This is a genomic window from Burkholderia sp. (assembly GCF_018375725.1).
In the GTDB taxonomy this organism is placed as follows: domain Bacteria; phylum Pseudomonadota; class Gammaproteobacteria; order Burkholderiales; family Burkholderiaceae; genus Burkholderia.
This window is the reverse complement of the sequence record NZ_JAHACR010000426.1, coordinates 1-2689: the sequence shown is the minus strand read 5'-3', so window position 1 is coordinate 2689 and position 2689 is coordinate 1. Positions and strand designations below refer to the sequence as shown.

The 2689-nt window shown below is 66.2% G+C and carries 3 protein-coding genes and 1 pseudogene; all 4 read left to right on the top strand.

Annotation, left to right across the window (positions count from 1 at the left end):
* On the top strand, positions 1–798 hold a 798-nt coding region (gene lpxD, locus KH616_RS23885; RefSeq protein ID WP_292253561.1), incomplete at its 5' end, for a UDP-3-O-(3-hydroxymyristoyl)glucosamine N-acyltransferase.
* A 113-nt stretch (positions 799–911) separates the two neighbouring features.
* Positions 912–1379, top strand: a complete 468-nt coding sequence (gene fabZ / locus KH616_RS23880; RefSeq protein ID WP_292253558.1) for a 3-hydroxyacyl-ACP dehydratase FabZ — start codon at positions 912–914, stop codon at positions 1377–1379.
* A 57-nt stretch (positions 1380–1436) separates the two neighbouring features.
* Positions 1437–2225 carry an acyl-ACP--UDP-N-acetylglucosamine O-acyltransferase gene (gene lpxA, locus KH616_RS23875; RefSeq protein WP_292253556.1) on the top strand — a complete coding sequence of 263 codons (789 nt, stop codon included), beginning with the start codon at positions 1437–1439 and terminating at the stop codon, positions 2223–2225.
* A gap of 3 nt (positions 2226–2228) precedes the next feature.
* A pseudogene (locus tag KH616_RS23870) lies at positions 2229–2689 on the top strand (lipid-A-disaccharide synthase); the annotation flags it as partial.

The following is a 2689-nucleotide window of genomic DNA, read 5'->3' as shown; positions in this document are numbered from 1 at the left end:
ATCGATCTTGCTGCGCCGCCTCGCGCCGCGGGCGTGCATCCGAGCGCGACGATCGATCCGTCCGCACAGGTCGCGTCGACTGCGGTGATCGGCCCGCGCGTGACGATCGAGGCGGGCGCGGTGATCGAGGACGGCGTGCAGCTCGATGCAAACGTCGTCATCGGCCGCGGCACGAAGATCGGCGCCGGTTCCCGCCTGTATCCGAACGTGACGGTCTACCACGGCTGCCGGATCGGGCCGCGCGCGATCGTCCAGGCGGGCGCGGTGATCGGCTCGGACGGCTTCGGCTTTGCGCCCGACTTCACCGGTGAAGGCGACGCGCGTACCGGCAGCTGGGTCAAGATTCCGCAGGTCGGCGGCGTGTCGATCGGCCCGGACGTCGAAATCGGCGCGAACACGACGATCGACCGTGGCGCGATGGCGGACACCGTCATCGAGGAATGCGTGAAGATCGACAACCTCGTGCAGATCGGCCACAACTGCCGGATCGGCGCATACACGGTGATCGCCGGCTGCGCGGGCATCGCCGGCAGCACGACGATCGGCCGTCACTGCATGATCGGCGGCGCAGTCGGCATTGCCGGCCACGTGACGCTTGGCGACTACGTGATCGTGACGGCCAAGTCGGGCGTCTCGAAGTCGCTGCCGAAGGCCGGCATCTATACGAGCGCGTTCCCGGCCGTCGACCACGGCGACTGGAACAAGAGCGCCGCGCTTGTGCGCAATCTCGACAAGCTGCGCGACCGCATCAAGGCGCTCGAAACCGCGCTCGCCGCCCAGGGCGGCGCAGACGCGTAACGCAGGGAACCGGGCAGGCAGCGCGTGCCGCCCGGTTCGACCAACAGGGCCGGTGCACGGCCCGCCCCGCATTTGCTTCACCACCGCGCAGCCTCTGCGTGAGACGAACCATCATGAGCACTGAAAAAATCAATCTCGACATCCACAAGATCCTCACGCTGCTGCCGCATCGCTATCCGATTCTGCTCGTCGACCGCGTGCTCGAGCTCGAGCCGCACCAGAGCATCAAGGCACTGAAGAACGTGACGATCAACGAGCCGTTCTTCACGGGGCATTTCCCGAAGCGGCCGGTGATGCCGGGCGTGCTGATCCTCGAGGCGCTCGCGCAGGCGGCCGCACTGCTGACCTTCTCGGAAGAGCAGCCGAAGGATCCGGAAAACACGCTGTACTACTTCGTCGGCATCGACGGTGCGCGCTTCAAGCGCGTGGTCGAGCCGGGCGATCAGCTGATCCTGAACGTGGCATTCGAGCGCTATATCCGCGGCATCTGGAAGTTCAAGGCGGTGGCGGAAGTGGATGGCAAGGTCGCGGCGGAAGCGGAACTGATGTGCACGGTCAAGACGGCCGACGCGGCGCCCTGAGCGACGCGGCACGCAAGGCATCGCAACGCGATTAAACATATTGAGAGGCAACGGCGCATGACCAGGATTCATCCCACGGCGATTGTCGAACCGGGCGCGCAGATCGACGAATCGGTCGAGATCGGCCCGTATGCGATCGTCGGGCCGCACGTCAGGATCGGCGCGCGCACCACGATCGGTTCGCACAGCGTGATCGAGGGCCACACGACGATCGGCGAGGACAACCGTATCGGCCACTACGCGTCGGTCGGCGGCCGTCCGCAGGACATGAAGTACCAGGACGAGCCGACCCGGCTCGTGATCGGCGATCGCAACACGATCCGTGAATTCACGACGATCCACACCGGCACGATCCAGGACGCGGGCGTCACGACGCTCGGCGACGACAACTGGATCATGGCTTATGTGCACATCGGGCACGACTGTCGCATCGGCAATCATGTGATCCTGTCGAGCAACGCGCAGATGGCTGGCCACGTCGAGGTCGGCGACTGGGCAATCGTCGGCGGGATGTCCGGCGTGCACCAGTTCGTGCGGATCGGCGCGCATGCGATGCTGGGCGGCGCATCGGCGCTCGTGCAGGACGTGCCGCCGTTCGTGATCGCGGCGGGCAACAAGGCCGAGCCGCATGGCATCAACGTCGAAGGGCTGCGCCGCCGCGGCTTCTCGGCGGACGCGATTTCGGCGCTGCGCAGCGCATACCGTCTCCTGTACAAGAACGGCCTGTCGCTCGAGGAAGCGAAGACGCAGTTGCGCGAGCTGGCCGATGCCGGCGGCGACGGCGATGCGCCGGTCAAGGCGCTCGTAACGTTCATCAACGCGTCGCAACGCGGCATCATTCGCTAAGCAATGCCACTTCCGACCAACCAGTTGCGCCTCGCGATGGTGGCGGGCGAACCGTCGGGCGACCTGCTCGCGGCATCGCTGCTCGGCGGGTTGCGCGAACGGCTGCCGGCATCGACGCGGTATGACGGGATCGGCGGTGCGCGCATGATTGCGCAGGGCTTCGATTCGCACTGGCAGATGGACAAGCTGACCGTGCGGGGTTACGTCGAGGCGCTGGGCCAGATTCCGGAGATCCTCCGGATTCGCGGCGAGCTGAAGCGGCAACTGCTCGCCGAACCGCCCGATGCGTTCATCGGCGTCGACGCGCCGGATTTCAATTTCAGCGTCGAGCAGGCGGTGCGCGACGCCGGCATTCCGTCGATCCATTTCGTCTGCCCGTCCATCTGGGCCTGGCGCGGCGGCCGGATCAAGAAGGTCGTCAAGGCCGTCGATCACATGCTGTGCCTGTTTCCGTTCGAGCCGGC